General features: G+C 34.6%; 17 protein-coding genes and 3 tRNA genes. 13 read left to right on the forward strand and 7 right to left on the reverse strand.

Annotated elements, in window-relative coordinates:
• Positions 1–2: 2 nt before the first annotated feature.
• A complete protein-coding gene (locus BXY58_RS08170; RefSeq protein WP_120213376.1) occupies positions 3–482 on the reverse strand; it encodes a T9SS type A sorting domain-containing protein in 480 nt (159 codons plus the stop codon).
• Between the two features lie 122 nt (positions 483–604).
• On the opposite strand from BXY58_RS08170, the gene BXY58_RS08175 reads away from it, so the two are divergent.
• Together BXY58_RS08175 and BXY58_RS08180 are read left to right on the forward strand one after the other, a co-directional pair.
• Complete coding sequence (locus tag BXY58_RS08175) at positions 605–1306, forward strand: tetratricopeptide repeat protein (protein ID WP_120213377.1); 702 nt, start codon at positions 605–607, stop codon at positions 1304–1306.
• Between the two features lie 19 nt (positions 1307–1325).
• Positions 1326–1517 (forward strand): hypothetical protein, encoded by a 192-nt coding sequence (locus BXY58_RS08180; RefSeq protein ID WP_120213378.1) that lies wholly within the window; start codon positions 1326–1328, stop codon positions 1515–1517.
• A gap of 69 nt (positions 1518–1586) precedes the next feature.
• Here the strand turns inward: BXY58_RS08180 and BXY58_RS08185 are convergent, their stop codons facing one another.
• Positions 1587–1901 (reverse strand): hypothetical protein, encoded by a 315-nt coding sequence (locus BXY58_RS08185; RefSeq protein WP_147366826.1) that lies wholly within the window; start codon positions 1899–1901, stop codon positions 1587–1589.
• 99 nt (positions 1902–2000) lie between these two features.
• Here BXY58_RS08185 and BXY58_RS08190 point away from each other — a divergent pair, with 99 nt between their 5' ends.
• Positions 2001–4082, forward strand: coding sequence for a tetratricopeptide repeat-containing sensor histidine kinase (locus BXY58_RS08190; RefSeq protein WP_170144210.1), 2082 nt, complete (start codon positions 2001–2003; stop codon positions 4080–4082).
• Here BXY58_RS08190 and BXY58_RS08195 read toward each other — a convergent pair.
• Together BXY58_RS08195 and BXY58_RS08200 are read right to left on the reverse strand one after the other, a co-directional pair.
• Positions 4062–4766, reverse strand: coding sequence for a LytR/AlgR family response regulator transcription factor (locus tag BXY58_RS08195; protein WP_120213381.1), 705 nt, complete (start codon positions 4764–4766; stop codon positions 4062–4064). The two genes, BXY58_RS08190 and BXY58_RS08195, sit on opposite strands and share 21 nt — an antisense overlap.
• A gap of 102 nt (positions 4767–4868) precedes the next feature.
• Positions 4869–6380, reverse strand: coding sequence for a Do family serine endopeptidase (locus BXY58_RS08200; protein ID WP_120213382.1), 1512 nt, complete (start codon positions 6378–6380; stop codon positions 4869–4871).
• 370 nt (positions 6381–6750) lie between these two features.
• On the opposite strand from BXY58_RS08200, the gene BXY58_RS08205 reads away from it, so the two are divergent.
• The 4 genes from BXY58_RS08205 (at position 6751) to mtaB (ending at position 9266) form a co-directional block, all read left to right on the forward strand.
• A complete protein-coding gene (locus tag BXY58_RS08205) occupies positions 6751–7071 on the forward strand; it encodes a hypothetical protein (protein WP_120213383.1) in 321 nt (106 codons plus the stop codon).
• A gap of 59 nt (positions 7072–7130) precedes the next feature.
• The gene (locus BXY58_RS08210) at positions 7131–7610 is read left to right on the forward strand and encodes a hypothetical protein (protein ID WP_120213384.1); all 480 of its coding nucleotides are present in this window, start codon (positions 7131–7133) and stop codon (positions 7608–7610) included.
• A gap of 3 nt (positions 7611–7613) precedes the next feature.
• Entirely contained in the window at positions 7614–7805 is a 192-nt protein-coding gene (locus tag BXY58_RS08215; RefSeq protein ID WP_120213385.1) for a DUF6496 domain-containing protein, read from the forward strand.
• A 102-nt stretch (positions 7806–7907) separates the two neighbouring features.
• Entirely contained in the window at positions 7908–9266 is a 1359-nt protein-coding gene (gene mtaB, locus BXY58_RS08220) for a tRNA (N(6)-L-threonylcarbamoyladenosine(37)-C(2))-methylthiotransferase MtaB (protein WP_120213386.1), read from the forward strand.
• Between the two features lie 57 nt (positions 9267–9323).
• Here the strand turns inward: mtaB and BXY58_RS08225 are convergent, their stop codons facing one another.
• A complete protein-coding gene (locus BXY58_RS08225; protein WP_120213607.1) occupies positions 9324–10055 on the reverse strand; it encodes a hypothetical protein in 732 nt (243 codons plus the stop codon).
• A 56-nt stretch (positions 10056–10111) separates the two neighbouring features.
• Here BXY58_RS08225 and BXY58_RS08230 point away from each other — a divergent pair, with 56 nt between their 5' ends.
• Complete coding sequence (locus BXY58_RS08230) at positions 10112–10549, forward strand: RNA-binding S4 domain-containing protein (protein WP_120213387.1); 438 nt, start codon at positions 10112–10114, stop codon at positions 10547–10549.
• On the opposite strand, the gene BXY58_RS08235 is transcribed toward BXY58_RS08230, so the two are convergent.
• Positions 10546–11061, reverse strand: coding sequence for a shikimate kinase (locus tag BXY58_RS08235; RefSeq protein ID WP_120213388.1), 516 nt, complete (start codon positions 11059–11061; stop codon positions 10546–10548). The two genes, BXY58_RS08230 and BXY58_RS08235, sit on opposite strands and share 4 nt — an antisense overlap.
• Positions 11062–11169: 108 nt before the next feature.
• Between BXY58_RS08235 and BXY58_RS08240 the strand changes: the two genes are divergently transcribed.
• The 3 genes from BXY58_RS08240 (at position 11170) to BXY58_RS08250 (ending at position 11481) form a co-directional block, all read left to right on the forward strand.
• Positions 11170–11242: transfer RNA gene (locus BXY58_RS08240), tRNA-Lys, on the forward strand.
• Positions 11243–11278: 36 nt separating this feature from the next.
• Positions 11279–11361: transfer RNA gene (locus BXY58_RS08245), tRNA-Leu, on the forward strand.
• Positions 11362–11408: 47 nt separating this feature from the next.
• Positions 11409–11481, forward strand: a tRNA-Lys gene (locus tag BXY58_RS08250).
• 84 nt (positions 11482–11565) lie between these two features.
• Here the strand turns inward: BXY58_RS08250 and panC are convergent.
• Entirely contained in the window at positions 11566–12411 is an 846-nt protein-coding gene (gene panC / locus BXY58_RS08255) for a pantoate--beta-alanine ligase (RefSeq protein WP_120213389.1), read from the reverse strand.
• Positions 12412–12710: 299 nt separating this feature from the next.
• Between panC and BXY58_RS08260 the strand changes: the two genes are divergently transcribed.
• Complete coding sequence (locus BXY58_RS08260; RefSeq protein ID WP_120213390.1) at positions 12711–13481, forward strand: glycogen/starch synthase; 771 nt, start codon at positions 12711–12713, stop codon at positions 13479–13481.
• Positions 13482–13525: 44 nt separating this feature from the next.
• Entirely contained in the window at positions 13526–15100 is a 1575-nt protein-coding gene (locus BXY58_RS08265; RefSeq protein WP_229728411.1) for a DUF4270 domain-containing protein, read from the forward strand.
• Positions 15101–15110: the final 10 nt, after the last annotated feature.

Below are 15110 nucleotides of genomic sequence, written 5' to 3' on the forward strand. Positions count from 1 at the left end.
TATTATTTTTTGATGATTTTAAATGTTTTGATGTTTTGGTTATTCTGGAAAATCTGAATGATGTAGACAGAAGCAGGCAGGAGCGAGAAGTCCAGTTCACTCTTCTGTTGAGAGATGTTCCCTTTTTTTACAATTTTTCCCTGAACGTCAAATAGGGCGTAATTGGAACCTTGATAATTTCTGTCATTGAAATCGATGAACAAAAAATCTTTAACAGGATTGGGATACAAAAGGATGTTTCTCTCTTTGTGGTCTATATCTTCTACAGCCAGTGTGATGATTTCATAGGCGTGCTGTATGCCCTCCATTACCTGAGTATTATTGCCTTTTTGCAGGTAATCAATCTCTCCGACGGTGTAGGATGAACTGCCGCCGCTTCCGGTGGCCGTCATTCCTGTCGATGCGATGGTTTTTTGTGCTTTAAATAATCCTGTCGGAAAAATCGATAGAATCAAAAGCCGAATGAGTAACTGATTTTTCATAAGGTGAATTTTTCTATTCCAAAGTTAGAATTACGATGCCTGATGAAAACGTGAAATAGATAAACGACAATTTTAATAGACCAATGACATTTTATAATTAAATTAGTAGAAACTAAAGTGTTATGATTAAAAAAATCCTTTTTTTTGTTTCATTCTTACCACTTATCCTGTATTCTCAGGCATTTTCAAAACTTGCATTTTATAAGCAGGCATTGAAAAAAAATGCCAATGATGAAAAACAATTTCAGCTGCAGCAGGAGCTTGTGAATATTTACAGGATTTATAACCCCGACAGTTGCCTCTTTTATACTAAAAAGAATTTTGGCCTCATTAGAAAAAACGAGTGGAATCCAAAAAAAGGTAGAGCACTTTTGGGACTTGTAAGTTATTATACCGAAAAAAATAATATCAAATCTGCTTATAAATATAATCAGGAATCCTTCAAAATCAATAAAGACAATAAAGATCAATCTGCGTTGGCCGATAACTATTATATGTTTGCGAGGCTCTATCATCAGAAAGGGGAACACGCACAGGCTGTCCGGAATTATTTGAAATCTATTGATGTTGGAACCCAAAGCAATAATCTTTGGATTGTCTGTTCGGCATACCGAAGTCTGGCGTTTTTATATCTGGATGAGTCGAATAAAGAAAAATCTTATGAAAACATCAATAAGGCGCTGAAGATTGCAAACAAGTCGAATTTACTGGAAGCGTCAGGATTCTGCTATGGCGTTTTAGGTGAAATTGACAGAAGTTTCGGGAATGCTAAAGAAGCTCAGTTAAATTTCTTGAAATCCTACCAATATTTTAAGTTTACATAATAAATATCTTAAATACCAAATGCAAAGAAAAATTTTAAATAAAAGACAAGTGAAAAATGTTAAAATCAATGACATTGAGTATTTTGATGTTCAGGATATAAAAGATAATCATCCTGATCTGAAAATAGAGGTTGAAAAAATTGTTCATATTGAAGATGTTACTTTAATTGAAGCGAAGTATGTTCATTTGCAACTGAGTTTAATAAAATAATAAAGCAGGTATTTAAGAAATAACCTGCCTTGTGTAAAGAAATATATTATTACCTAATTTTATAAATCACTATAATGTCATATGACCTCCCTGTCTTCCTCCTGGACCAGATTTTGGCTTAGGCTTCTTAGAAGCGCCATTCTGCTCAATGATAAATTCGAAAACTTTTCCGGCATCCACCTCTTCACATTCAACTATTTCAGAACTTATATAAATGTATGATACATCTCCACTGGCAAGATAAACTTCTTCATAATATTCATAAATACAAGTATAGCTAAGATTTTTTTCAAATTTTATACTATAAAAATCTTGATTAATATTGTTTGCAAAAGCATTATGAGAAATGCTCATCACAAAAATAGTACTAATTATTTTTTTCATATTAAAATATTTTATCATAAATATATGAAGAATTTCCTAATTATAAAATTTTGTATTTAAATTATTGTAGCTTTAATGAGGTTTTATAAAATCCTATTAATGAGGAAAGTAGGCGTTTTCCTGATGCTTAATTCAATTTTGTTTCTATTCTCACAGAAGCAACCAGATCTTTTGCAGTATAAAACGACGGAAGAAAAAATTAAAGCATGGGACTTATATTGTGATAGCTTATCTGAATCTGAAAACTTTCCTCTATTAATCAAAGAATCTGATATCGGAATTACACTTGCAAAGAATAATAACAAATATCTGTCAAAATTCTATTTCTACAAAGGTTATGGCTACGAATACACCAACAATCAATACGAAAAAGCAACCGTTTATTTTGAAAAATCATTACAACTTGCTAAAGGTAAATATCAAGAGCAAGAGGTGTTGGCGCTTATGAGGCTCAATTATATGTATTATTCTATAAAAGAATATAAGAAAGGAGAAGAACTGATCAATTATGTCAAAAAAATTGTTGATACCGTTAAAATCAAAAATCTTAAAGCGACATTATTAGGAAGCATTGGCGAATATTATTTGGATAGGTCTGAGTTTGAAAATTTTATTAATTATAAGCTAAAAGCTATCGATTATTTGTTGTTGGATAAGAGTAAAAGGGAAACCAGAAATAATATTGGCATATCATATCTCCAGATTGCCGATGCTTATAACGATATGAAACAATTTGAAAAAGCAGTAGAATATACCCACTATGCTGTTCCATATCTTAAAAGGTCAGACGGAATCGCTTTTTTGTACAATACCTATATAGAGGCTTATACCAATTTGGGAAATATTGATTTGGCTAAAAAATATTATCTGGAGCTTTACGAAATTGGAAGAAATAACCAAATGCTCTTTCTGAACGTCAGTTATGCCAACCGAAATATGTCCGAGTTTTATCTGGGAAAAAACAGACTAGAACTGGCAGATGATTATGCTGATAAAGCTTTACTTTTTGCAGAAAAATCAAACGATGAAGAAATCCTGATGGAGGCTAATACTATAAAAGGGAAAGTATTGGTTGGTCAAAGGAAATATTCTGAAGCCATTAAGATCCTTAAAAAAGCTCTAAATTTTGCTTATATCTACGACAAACGTTTTTTTGCAGAAATCAATAAAAAACTGTCCGAAAGTTATGCTGCCCAAAAACAATGGGACAAGGCTTATCAATATTATAAAGCTTACAGCCAGACCAATGATTCGCTTTCGGTAGAATCAGGAAAACAGAGTCTTGCAAATGCAGAAGCGAAATTTCAGAATAAAAGTAAACAACAGGAAATCAAATCGTTAATTAATGAAAATACAATCCACGAGCTAACTATTAAAAATTCCAAAAAACAGCGGATTTATCTTATTTCCGGTTTGTTTGCCATAGCTATTATTGGTGGTTTGATCTATAATCAGAGTCGAAATAGAAAAAGAATCAATCAAAAATTAATGATACTTAATTCAGAATTAGATAAAGCCAACAAAACCAAAATGCAATTTTTCGGGATATTGAATCATGATCTTCGTAGTCCTGTTATTTCATTGATCAATTTCCTCCATCTTCAAAAAGAGGCACCGGAAATGATGGATAAAGAAACTAAAGAGCGTCTCGAATTACAAACGACAGCAGCAACAGAACAGCTTCTGGAGCAGATGGAAGATCTCCTGCTTTGGAGCAAAGGACAGATGGAAAATTTTGTTCCGTCATTCAAAAATTATAAAGTAGAAGACCTATTTTCTGATGTTAAGAGAGAATTTGTTTGGGTTAATGATATTCAGATTTCCTTTAATTATTCAAAAAATATGGTGGTTTTCACGGATAAAGAATATATGAAAACCATTATTCGTAATATCATCAATAACAGTTTAAAAGTATTACAGGGGAAAATAGATGGGGAGATTATTTGTAAAGCGTGGGAAACAGATCGTGAAAGTTTGATCGAAATCATGGATAACGGCGGTGGCGCTCATATTGATAAATTCAAGGCGCTGTACGAGGAACATACAAGTATTGGCATCAAAAAGGGTTTGGGACTACACGTGATCCGGGATCTTTGCAAATCCATCAATTGTAATATCGAGGTTAAAAGTAATCAGATAATTGGTGAAACTCAAATTATTTTAAGAATCAAAAAAGCTTAAGTTGTCTTTGTAAGCTCGGCCAATTGGTAAATTAATATTACTGTTGATGACCACTTCGTAACTGTTTTTTCTGGTAATCAAATGTTTCGGAACGGCGTAGCTTTTATGGATTCTTACAAAATTTGAAAAATGATCGTCCTTCAGAATTTGGCCGATTGATGATAACACACAATGTTTTTTTTGAGCGGTAATCAGCCTGGTGTAATCTTTCAGTGCTTCCAAGTAAATGATATCAGAGATTTTTATCTGTACAATGTTATGGCCTTCCTTGATTTTCAGAAAATGAGATCCGGTGAGAATGTCAAAATATTCAGACTTTTCCTTCATACTGAAAAAATCAATCAGCTTATGGATGGTGTATTCAAAACGTTCTTTTTTCAACGGTTTTGAAATGAAATCCAAAGTGTCGAGTTCAAAAGTATCGACCGCATATTCGGGATGTGAGCTGACAAAGACGCAAGCTGGTATCTTGGGGTAGTTTTTCCTGATCTCTATGCCAGATTTTTCCGGCAGATCAATATCAAGAATCAGTAAATCAATGGAATTGTCCAGAAAAGGTATGGCACATTCTGCAGAATCTACAGCCGCTACTAGCTCCAGGATATTCTGTTGCTTGATGAGATGTTGAAGCATTAGCCTGTCGACTTCTTCGTCTTCTATCACTATGCATCTGATTTTTTTCATTCCACTTGATATGAGTCAAAGTTATAAAAAAGTACAGAGAAATTATATAATAAAAAACCCAACCAAAATCGGCTGGGTTTTATAATGGATTGGACAGGATTCTTAAGGCATTTTAAATCCTCTCGTCGTAATTCTTCCGTAGCTGTCTACATATTTTACCTGAACATTACCTTTGTAACCGTTTAGGATTTTCTCGACATCTTTCTGGGAGTTCACAGGTTTTCCGTTGATTTCCATCACGATGAAGTTATCCACCACACCAATTTTGTCCATCTCGCCGCCTTCGGTAACATTTTTCGCAAGCACGCCGCTTTCCAAACCATAGTCCGTTTTAACGCGATCACTCAGTGGCTCAAACTCGGAACCAATTTTTTCAGTGACAGTTAAGTCATCTTTGCTTCTCGCAGTAGTACCACCTTTCTGGTCTTTCAGCGTTACTGATACCGTATTTGGTTTTCCATTTCTGAGGTAAGTTACTGTAACTTTGTCACCCGGTCTTCTACTACCGATGGCGAATGAAAGGTCAGAAAAACTGCTGATGTTGGTGTCATCAATTTTTGTTACGATGTCGCCAGCTCTGATGCCTGCATCTTCTGCGCCACTTTTTGCAGTAGTTTCTGTCACATAGACACCATCACCCACTTTAAGATTAGCCTTATTTTTCTGATTGTAAGCAGCAACCTGCATATCGTTAGACAAATCCAGACTTCCGATTCCAAGGAAACCTCTTTGTACTAATCCAAACTTTTTGATATCCTCAACAATTTTTCTTGCCAAATTGGAAGGTACTGCAAAACCATAACCTTCATAGTAGCCTGTTTTAGACTGGATAGCGGTATTAATACCAATCAAATCACCGTTCACGTTTACCAATGCACCACCACTGTTCCCAGGGTTGATCGCAGCATCGGTTTGGATGAAGCTTTCAATAGGTGTTCTGGATTGCTGACTTAGGATATCGATACTTCTGCCTTTTGCAGAAATGATTCCCGCAGTTACTGTAGAGTTAAGCCCCAGTGGGTTACCAACCGCCAAAACCCATTGTCCGACTTCTACCATATCCGAATTGGCAAAGTTGAGGTACGGCAACCCTTTTTCCTCGATTTTCAATAATGAAATATCCGTGTTAGGGTCGGTTCCGACTAAAGTTGCGATATATGATTTTTTATTGCTAAGAACAACTTCCAACTTGTTGGCGCCTGCTACCACGTGATTGTTGGAAATGATGTAACCGTCCGGCGAAATAATCACTCCAGAACCTAATCCCGAAGGCATATTTTTAGGAGCCTGCTGTTGTCTTTGCTGATTTCCGCCAAACGGATTCCCGAAGAAGAAATCAAACATATCCTGATCCGGCATTCTCTGAGAGGATCTGTCCTGATAATTCTTAATCGTAACTACGGCAGGAACAGTAGTTTTAGATGCTTTGACGAAATCGTCGCCCACGGCAGAACCCATCCCGACAAACGCCGAATTTTTAGATGCTTTGGTAAAGTAAGAGAAATCTTCTCCGTTGTTTTCTGAGCCGAAATAGTGACTCGCTCCGAAAACCGTTGCACCAGAGATAACTCCGGTCAATGCAAATGGCATTAGCTTTTTTAATGTATTCTTCATTTTAATATTCTTTTCTTTTTTTGATTTCTATTGACACAAATTTAATGCTAAATTAGTATGAACTAAAAAATTAGTGTTACAGTTTTAACGAAGTTTAACCATTTTTAAAAATTTCTTAATAAACTTCAGTATTAATTAGCAATTAAAAGGACTAATTAATTGCAATTAATTACAAGATGTCTTAATTTTTATTGATTGATAATCAATTTGATAAATTAATTTCAAGATATTTTTTCATAATAATGACAATTTGTCATTTTGATTCCTTTATTCGAATAAAGTCAAATCAGATTTAGGATTTTTCTTAAAATTTGAATAAAAACCTTTTGGCAAAAATTTTGTTTTTCCAATTATCATAAAATGAAAAGATATGAAAAACAGTGTAAAAGTAGCTTTAGGATTTTTAGCAGGAGGCAGTTTAATCTTGGCAGGTCAAATCATTAGAAACAAAAAGGATAAGCGGAAAATTTTTACAGCTCCGGATGGCAATTCTTATAAAGAAAACGAAATGTACAGAAATTCTCAGGGTGAGATTTTCAAAAACGGAAAGCAACTACATTTCGAAACACCAGAGATTCCTTCTCAAGTCAATCATCATATTGATATGCCACATAATCATAATAGTGTGAGAGATAATCATTCGCTTCCAAAGAATGTGAATTATCATCAGAAAGGTGTAAGGCATCATTGATCTCAGTAATTAAATCTTGATGGCAGACAAATTGTATTTGAAATAAAAAAAAATAAATTATGGATAACGAGAATATAGTAGAAAGACTTACTAAATATGAATACGATGATAATATTGTCTATACAGGATTTAGATCCATAGGAGAAGCAAGAAAATTTGCTGAAGAACGCAATGGCAGGTTGGTTGAGGTTGGTTTTTTGGATGGAAATGATAATCCGGTCGAAGATTCTTCTCAGCATCTAATTGATGATAATAAATATTATAAGGCATTTGCAGGTCCAGATTACAAAATTCTGCATTCTGCGGATGAAGGTTTTCAGGATATAGCTGAAAAGTTGAAAGAAAGAAAAAATGAAATCACTGAAAAAAGTCCTGATGAGAAATATTTTTCAGATTCAGATCCTTTATTAGAGGAAGACGCAGTGATTATTCTTTTTAAAGGGGAGGTACAGCAAGTAACATCCCGTGAAAGATCAAAATATCTAATGCATACCAAAGTTTATGAGCTGGCGGTAAGCGTTCCAAAATCAAAAGATTAAAAAATGGCAACAACGAAAAAATATTCGGACAAAGCTCAGGACAAAGTTGGGAAAGTGATGAAGGAATTCAAAGAAGGAAAGCTGAAGTCCGGCTCGGGTGATAAAGTCACAAGCAGAAAGCAAGCCATTGCAATCGGAATTTCCGAAGCAAAAGAAGCGGGACTAAAAGTCCCAAAACAGAAAAAATCAAAATAAACATAATCCGGCGCAAGCCGGATTTTTTATGTAAAAAGAATTGTTTCCAGCAAAATGCTTCGTTTGGAATGATTTGGATTTTATTAATAACTTTGCAAACTTATGTCAAATGTTATTTCACAATCCAAAACCGTTGCTTTTCATACACTTGGCTGCAAACTGAACTTTGCAGAAACCTCTACTATTGCAAGGCAATTGACGGATGCAGGTTATCAAAAAGTTAATTTTGATGAACCTGCCAAAGTTTATATTATCAACACTTGTTCTGTGACAGAAAATGCTGATAAAGAATGTAAACTTCACGTCAAGCGCGCTGTAAAAGCTAATCCGGAAGGTTTGATAGCGATTATCGGTTGTTACGCGCAATTGAAGCCCGAAGAAATTTCGGGGATTGAGGGTGTAGATTTGGTTCTAGGCGCTAAAGAGAAATTCAATATTCTGAGTTATCTGGATGATTTGGAAAAATCTGAAAGTTATGCTCAGATCCATTCCTGTGAAATAGATGAAGCTGATTTTTTTGTCGGATCATATTCTATTGGCGACAGAACCAGAGCATTTTTGAAAGTCCAGGATGGTTGTGATTACAAGTGTACCTATTGTACAATTCCGTTAGCAAGAGGAATTTCCCGTTCCGATACCATCGATAATGTGGTTGCCAATGCAAAAGAAATTGCTGCAAGAGATATTAAAGAAATTGTTTTGACGGGTGTCAATATCGGAGATTATGGAAAAGGAGAATTCGGAAATAAGAAACACGAACATACCTTTCTCGATTTAATTTCTGAACTAGATAAAGTTGATGGTATCGAAAGAATTAGGATTTCTTCCATCGAACCCAATCTTTTGAAAGATGAAAGCATCGAGCTTGTATCGAAAAGCAGAAGTTTTGTTCCTCATTTTCATATTCCGCTGCAATCTGGTAGTGATGAATTGTTGAAGAAAATGAAACGCCGTTATTTGACGAAGCTATATAATGAGAGAGTTAATAAAATCCGTGAAGTAATGCCGGATGCGGCAATTGGTGTAGATGTGATTGTCGGATTTCCTGGCGAAACGGAAGAGTTGTTTATGGAAACTTATAATTTCCTGAATGATTTGCCCATTAGTTATCTTCATGTTTTCACGTATTCCGAAAGAGAGAATACGGAAGCTGCCGATATGCAAGGCGCAGTTCCAATCCCAGAAAGGAAAAAAAGAAACAAAATGCTGAGAATCCTTTCCGAGAAAAAGAAAATGGAATTCTACAGAAGTCAATTAGGAAAAAAACTACCAGTTCTTTGGGAACATGAGGATAAGAACGGAATGATGTATGGCTTCACAGAGAACTATGTCCGGGTTTCAAAACCATTCGACGAAAAATCAATCAATCAAATAGAACAGATCATTCTGGACAAAATTCTTGAAGATGGAAATATTTCTATCAAAGAAACACAGTTTGAGGATTTTTTAGCGAAGATTTAATCTATAAAAAGTATTCATAAAAAAACCGCAAATATCAATTTGCGGTTTTTAATTTATCTAGTCGTCTTTCGGTAATCTAGTTTGTGTTTTATAAAGCTGGAAATTAAAAACAAAACTTCTGTCATTATAAACAGTTCCGTAGATCGAACTATCTCTCGCATAAGCTGCTCTGGATGGAACAATGATTACACCTTGCAAATTGTAATCTGCAGAATTATCCTGATCAAAAGATTTAAAATATTTTAACCCTTCCTTTAACCCTTCTATTTCGAAAAACTCTTTTCCAACAGTGGTATTATTATCTTTGTTATATTTTTCAAGAACAGATTTTTTTACATAGTAATAGGCCGGGTCAACAATTGGATTTCCTGTAGAAGTGCTATTCGCAAAAGTTGCCTGATTGCTAAAATTGATATTACCATCCGTATTTGTCGCAATATAAGTGTTAGTTGAATGAAAAAGAGTAATGATATCATTATCTGCAACGGCTTTTCCAGGATCAGGCTGTGCACCTGTTCTTACGATGTAAATCACACCAGACGGTAAAGTCTCGTGAGGATAAGAGGATAGTTTGGGGTAGTTGTTATCCGTATCTGTAGTATCATCAAATGCTGTAATAACACCTTTATCATTGAAGTAATTGGATTCCATAAATTTGATTGCAGCAGCATCGTCATAAGCATTTTGATCTGCTATAGGAACAACTACAACTTCTTCCTCATCACGATCTTTCTTACATCCTTGTAAAACAACCACAGAAAGAGCAATTCCTAAAAGTATTTTCTTCATTTTTTTATAATCGTTAAATTGCATTAATTTTTAACGTGACAAAAGTATAAAAAATTATGAGAATAGATAAATTTTTGTGGAGTGTGAGATTTTATAAAACAAGAAACATTGCTGCAGAAGAGATTAAGAAAAATAGAATAAGCATTGGCGAAAATGTTGTCAAATCTTCAAAAGAGGTTAAAACCGGAGATATTATTAAGATAAGGAAAAACCAAATTGATTATAAAATCAAGGTGATTGATATCCCAAAAAGCAGGGTAGGCGCAAAGCTGGTTTCTATATATGTTGTGGATATGACCGATAAAGAACAATACGAAATCCTGAGAATGAGACAATCCTCGCAGGATTATTACAGACAAAAAGGGCTAGGAAGACCTACCAAGAAAGACCGTAGAGATATGGACGATTACTCTTCGGATAACGCTTCGGAAGATATGGATAATGACGATTGGGATGTTTTCTTCAAACAAAACAACGATGAAGATGAGGGTTAGATTTTCAGTAATTGGATGATCTCTTCTGAGATTGCATTGGCAGTTTTAGAATCCGTATCAACTGTATAATGGGCTTTTGAATAGTAGGGGTTTCTCTCAAAAAGATGCTTAGCAATAAACTCGGGAACTTCTTCATCTTCGAATTTTGATATTAATGGTCTGGAATGTTTTTGTAAAAGAACCCGATCTGTAAGTGTTTTTACCGAAGCCCTCAGGAAAATACTTTTAGAATTTTGATTGATGATCTCCATATTATCATAATACACAGGAGTTCCTCCACCAAGACTTAGGATAATATTTTCTTCGGAGTTCAGGATCTCTTCTAAAATGCGTTTTTCCTCTTTGCGAAAATAGATTTCACCTTTGGTTTGGAAGATTTCAGCCACGGATTTTTGATGTTCATCAGAAATTTTTTGATCAAGGTCAATTAGCTTAAAATTTATTTTTTGGCTCAAGTTTTTGGAAACGTGAGATTTACCGCTTCCCATGTATCCAAGGAGAGAAATTATCATAATTTTATTTTAAACAAAGTTCTAAAAAAATTTTGAGATTTTAAAAAAAGCCCTATCTTTGCACCACTTTAAAACGGAATAGTAATCTATAAAGTTTTGAATGTGGCCGACCTGGTAGCTCAGCTGGTAGAGCAATACACTTTTAATGTATGGGTCCTGGGTTCGAATCCCAGCCAGGTCACAAGCAATAAAATCCGTAGCGATACGGTTTTTTTTTGCCTGCGTGGTGAAATTGGTAGACACGCCATCTTGAGGGGGTGGTTTCCTAAGGATGTGCTGGTTCGAGTCCAGTCGCAGGCACAGCAGAAATATTTTTTAATTATTAATTACTAATTTTTAATTAGAAAGACTCGGTAGCTCAGCTGGTAGAGCAATACACTTTTAATGTATGGGTCCTGGGTTCGAATCCCAGCCGAGTCACAATTTACGCAAGTAAATTTTTTTCATATTAATATTTTGTGATTTGGTGTAGAAGCTTCTTGTAAAAGAAGCTTCTTTTTTATTTTAATTCAAATGCATATTGTCAATTAGTCTCACTTTGCCAACATTCACAACAATGAAGGCACGATAGCTGTGATCCGTTGAAAAGAAATCAACTTCTTTCAGAGTATTCTCATCGGCGATCAGGAAATATTCCAATTCCATATCATCTCTATGGAAGACTTCATCAACTCTCTTTTTGATCTCAGGGATTGATATAACGCGGAACCACTCGTCTACTTTTTTCAATGTTTTATAAATCACGGAAGAGGCTTCTTTTTCTTTTTCTGAAAGGCGCATGTTTCTGGAACTCATCGCTAATCCACTTTCTTCTCTATGAATTTTCACGCCATGGATTTTTATGTCAAGATCCGTAACATCAACCAATTTTTCAATAATTTTCAGTTGCTGGAAATCTTTTTCTCCGAAATAAGCATTATCAGGTTTCACTTGCAGAAATAATTCTTCCACAACAGTGCCCACACCATCAAAGTGGCCTGGCCTGGCTGCACCTTCCATTTCGTTTTCGATTCCGCCAAAATCATAATGCTTTCTTTCCATGCCATTGGGATAGATATCTTCTACTTTTGGAATATAGACCGCATCAACTAAGTTCGAAGATTCCAGCTTTTGAATATCGTCTTCTATGGTTCTTGGGTATTTTTCGAGATCTTCAGGATTGTTAAATTGTGTAGGATTTACAAAAATCGAGGAAATCACAATGTCGTTTTCTTTTCGTGCTGCATTATATAAAGAGATATGACCAGCATGAAGGGCGCCCATTGTAGGTGCAAATCCAATTTTTTTATTTTGTTCTTTCAGAGCATTGATATATTCTGAAAACGATTGTCTGTCGTAGAAAACCTGCATTAGATTCAATTTTATAATTTCAAAGGTAATAGTTTTTTGAATTCCGTTCTATCCAATTATTGAATTATTAATGATCTGTTTTGTCATTAATTTCAAGATGTGATAATTATGAATTTAGGAATATGAAAATAGTATTGAAAAATTAAATCAGAATGATTTTAACATTTGTAGCTGATTAACAGTTTGATTTCTAATAAGTTTTGACAAAGAGTATTAATGTTAATTAAAATAAATGTTTTGAATTAATTTTTTGTAATTTTGCAAAATGAAGTTTTTGTACTTCATTTAAAGTAAATTTTATGCCTAATCAAAAGATTTTATACGTTACCACGGAGATGTTCCCGTATCAAGAAGATACCAATATGGGAAGTTTTGTACACAAAATGGCGCTGAAGATGCATAGTGAAGGTAACGATGTTAGGGTTTTTATGCCTAGATTCGGTCAAATCAGTGAGAGGAAGTTCCAGTTGCACGAGGTTATCAGGCTGTCTGGGATGAACATCATTATCAATGATCTGGATCAACCGTTAATCATAAAAGTAGCTTCTTTGCCGGGCGAACGTCTGCAGGTTTATTTCATAGACAATGAAGAGTATTTTAAAAGAAAACAATATTACTTCGACGATGAAGGTAATCCTTTTGAAGATAATAACGAGAGAGCTGTTTTCTTCGCCCGAGGTGTTATAGAAACCATAAAAAAACTGAACTGGGTTCCGGATGTGATCCACCTGAATGGCTGGATGGCTTCTCTGATTCCAATCTATTTAAAAACTTATTACAAAGACGATTCTTATTTCAAGGATACCAAAATTGTTCTTTCTGTTTATAACGAGGACGATATTGCCTTGAATCAAAATACAAAAGAAATTTTGGAGTTTGATAATATTTCTGATTTAGAATCGTTAAATAATCCGAGCTTTCTAAGTTTTGTAAACGATAGTATGAACTATGTGGATGTTATCGTAAAAGGAAACGAATTTTTGGAAGAGAAGCTGGATGAGGCTTATGGTAAAGCAGATGCAGAAAAATCTGACTATTTGAATGCAGATTCTATTGCCAAAGTTTACTAATCACTACTATTGTTTATAATTCAATGATAAAAATAAAAACATTAATGAAATTACTCCCATTATTGCTAATGGGAATAATTGTATTAAATTCTTGTGAAGGAGAACTGGACAACCTTGGTTCCCAGCTTGTAGAAGGAGCAGACGGTTTTGATAAAGCTTATAGCTTGATTGCCTATAACGTTAATAATGAAGATGTACAAAAAGTAGTGACATCTCAGTATGACAGCGTAAGAATAGGTGCGTTTACCGAACCGGTTTTTGGAGGACAAAAAGTATCTTATATTACCCAATTAAGATTAAATACTTATAATCCTGATTTCGGAAAGAATCCGGTAATTGATTCGGTAGTTTTAACACTAAAGCCAAGATACGAAACTGCGACAGACTCTATAAAGACGACAACGAACGAAGATTACGTTTATCCGGATGGCCAAGTTGCAGCTAAAAAGGTGGTTACTACTTACCCCGTTAGAAAGTATGGTAAGTACAAAATAGGAAATAATGTGACTCCGTTAACTATAAAAGTACACGAAGTATTGGATTTCTTGGGAAGCCCTTCAGACTCTATTGATACCAACAAAACGTTTACTCTTAATACTGAAAAAGTTTTGGGATCAAAATCGTTTAATGGTACAGTTAATTCTGTAGTAATTACAAAAGATTCCGATGCTTCAGAAATATTGAAACGTGATGTCTCATTCAGAATGAAATTGGATAGTGCATTTTTCCAAAATAAAATCATAGCTAAACAAGGTAATCAGGTTCTTAAAGATGCTGCTTCTTTTATCAGATATTTCAGAGGACTTAGTATCTCGGTAGAGGAAAATGACGGCTATCTATTTTCTATGGCACCAAATGATGCTGGAATTACCATTTATTATAAAAATGATGTTACTGCGACGGATGGAACTGTTACAAGAACCAAGCAAGAAACAGCTTTGAGTTTAGGTTCGTCTAATGTCCATTTGAGCCAGGTAGTTTATGATAGAGCTGGTACAAATTATTTTAATGCTGTAAATCCGGCGGTTAAGTACAGTGAACTTAAGAAAAACCCAGGTATGAATGTTAATCCTGCAGAAAAAATATATATGCAAGGGATGGGCGGAAGTAGTATCGGGATCAGAATACCACAAGGTACAATTGATTTATTAAAACAAAAATTCCAAAACGAAAAAGTGGCAATCGTTTCTGCTAAGATACGTTTGTACAACGATATAGAATCCTGGGATAATAAGTATAAAAAGCCATCTAATTTGCTGGTTCAGGAGATGATCAAAGATACAGTTCGTTTCCTTCCGGATATGACAGCTTTGTCTTCTGCTGGATATAGCCTTGTGAGAACTGCTAATCTCTCAACAAAAAATGCTTATTATGACATAGGCGTTACTGCTACCCTAAAAGATATTGTCGAAAAAAATAAAAATGCCCACGACCTTGTTATCAATGTGGGAAGTTATCTTTCCGATGCTTCTACAGGAACATTGTTGGGGCAAGATTATAATGACAGACCTTATAACCCTTTTAGGATTGTTTTAAAAGGTACAGATATAAATAAAATAGGTCAGGAAATAACAAATTCTGAGTTTGTACAACTGAGAATATTATATACTAAAAAATAAAAAACATATA

The sequence above is a fragment of the Epilithonimonas arachidiradicis genome, from assembly GCF_003610695.1.
Lineage (GTDB): Bacteria > Bacteroidota > Bacteroidia > Flavobacteriales > Weeksellaceae > Epilithonimonas > Epilithonimonas arachidiradicis.

What these genes read in the sequence shown, in the direction of transcription:
- BXY58_RS08170 (WP_120213376.1), bottom strand. Translation starts at nt 482, where the DNA reads ATGAAAAATCAGTTACTCATTCGGCTTTTGATTCTATCGATTTTTCCG.
- BXY58_RS08175 (WP_120213377.1), top strand. Translation starts at nt 605, where the DNA reads ATGATTAAAAAAATCCTTTTTTTTGTTTCATTCTTACCACTTATCCTG.
- BXY58_RS08180 (WP_120213378.1), top strand. Translation starts at nt 1,326, where the DNA reads ATGCAAAGAAAAATTTTAAATAAAAGACAAGTGAAAAATGTTAAAATC.
- BXY58_RS08185 (WP_147366826.1), bottom strand. Translation starts at nt 1,901, where the DNA reads ATGAAAAAAATAATTAGTACTATTTTTGTGATGAGCATTTCTCATAAT.
- BXY58_RS08190 (WP_170144210.1), top strand. Translation starts at nt 2,001, where the DNA reads ATGAGGAAAGTAGGCGTTTTCCTGATGCTTAATTCAATTTTGTTTCTA.
- BXY58_RS08195 (WP_120213381.1), bottom strand. Translation starts at nt 4,766, where the DNA reads ATGAAAAAAATCAGATGCATAGTGATAGAAGACGAAGAAGTCGACAGG.
- BXY58_RS08200 (WP_120213382.1), bottom strand. Translation starts at nt 6,380, where the DNA reads ATGAAGAATACATTAAAAAAGCTAATGCCATTTGCATTGACCGGAGTT.
- BXY58_RS08205 (WP_120213383.1), top strand. Translation starts at nt 6,751, where the DNA reads ATGAAAAACAGTGTAAAAGTAGCTTTAGGATTTTTAGCAGGAGGCAGT.
- BXY58_RS08210 (WP_120213384.1), top strand. Translation starts at nt 7,131, where the DNA reads ATGGATAACGAGAATATAGTAGAAAGACTTACTAAATATGAATACGAT.
- BXY58_RS08215 (WP_120213385.1), top strand. Translation starts at nt 7,614, where the DNA reads ATGGCAACAACGAAAAAATATTCGGACAAAGCTCAGGACAAAGTTGGG.
- mtaB (WP_120213386.1), top strand. Translation starts at nt 7,908, where the DNA reads ATGTCAAATGTTATTTCACAATCCAAAACCGTTGCTTTTCATACACTT.
- BXY58_RS08225 (WP_120213607.1), bottom strand. Translation starts at nt 10,055, where the DNA reads ATGAAGAAAATACTTTTAGGAATTGCTCTTTCTGTGGTTGTTTTACAA.
- BXY58_RS08230 (WP_120213387.1), top strand. Translation starts at nt 10,112, where the DNA reads ATGAGAATAGATAAATTTTTGTGGAGTGTGAGATTTTATAAAACAAGA.
- BXY58_RS08235 (WP_120213388.1), bottom strand. Translation starts at nt 11,061, where the DNA reads ATGATAATTTCTCTCCTTGGATACATGGGAAGCGGTAAATCTCACGTT.
- panC (WP_120213389.1), bottom strand. Translation starts at nt 12,411, where the DNA reads ATGCAGGTTTTCTACGACAGACAATCGTTTTCAGAATATATCAATGCT.
- BXY58_RS08260 (WP_120213390.1), top strand. Translation starts at nt 12,711, where the DNA reads ATGCCTAATCAAAAGATTTTATACGTTACCACGGAGATGTTCCCGTAT.
- BXY58_RS08265 (WP_229728411.1), top strand. Translation starts at nt 13,526, where the DNA reads ATGAAATTACTCCCATTATTGCTAATGGGAATAATTGTATTAAATTCT.